The organism is Streptococcus sp. HMSC063B03, assembly GCF_001836965.1.
GTDB lineage: Bacteria > Bacillota > Bacilli > Lactobacillales > Streptococcaceae > Streptococcus > Streptococcus pneumoniae_F.
Genome location: NZ_KV831048.1, coordinates 1 through 508, shown reverse-complemented (window position 1 = coordinate 508; position 508 = coordinate 1). Strand labels below are relative to the sequence as shown.

The window sequence follows — 508 nt, the reverse complement described above, 5'->3', positions numbered from 1 at the left end:
AAGTGTAGAAATGAATATTACCTTCATTTATGGGAGCTATCGGATTGGGAACAAGAGGGTATGATTTGCTTACATGAATTGATCAGTAGAGAAGAAGAGCTGGCAGAAGATATTCCTCGTTTACGTAAATACTTCAAAACTAAATTCCGTAATCGAATCCTAGACTATATCCGTAAGCAAGAAAGTCAAAAACGAAGATATGATAAAGAACCCTATGAAGAAGTAGGTGAGCTTAGTCATCGTATAAGCGAGGGAGGTCTCTGGCTAGATGATTATTATCTCTTTCATGAGACACTAAGAAATTATAGAAACAAACAAAGTAAAGATAAACAAGAAGAGTTAGAACGCGTCTTAAGAAATGAACGCTTCCGAGGTCGTCAAAGAGTATTAAGAGACTTACGTATTGTATTTAAAGAGTTTGACATCCGTACATACTAGGAAGCCATGCAAAAAATGAAAAAAGATAAAAAAATAGTTGACAAAGGTGAAAAAGTCTGTATAATAGTAA

Annotated in this window: 1 protein-coding gene; it reads left to right on the top strand. The window is 34.4% G+C overall.

From position 1 onward, the window contains the following. A partial coding sequence (locus HMPREF2628_RS06265; RefSeq protein ID WP_070842657.1) for a transcriptional regulator occupies window positions 1-438 on the top strand: 438 nt, incomplete at its 5' end. Window positions 439-508 lie beyond the last annotated feature (70 nt).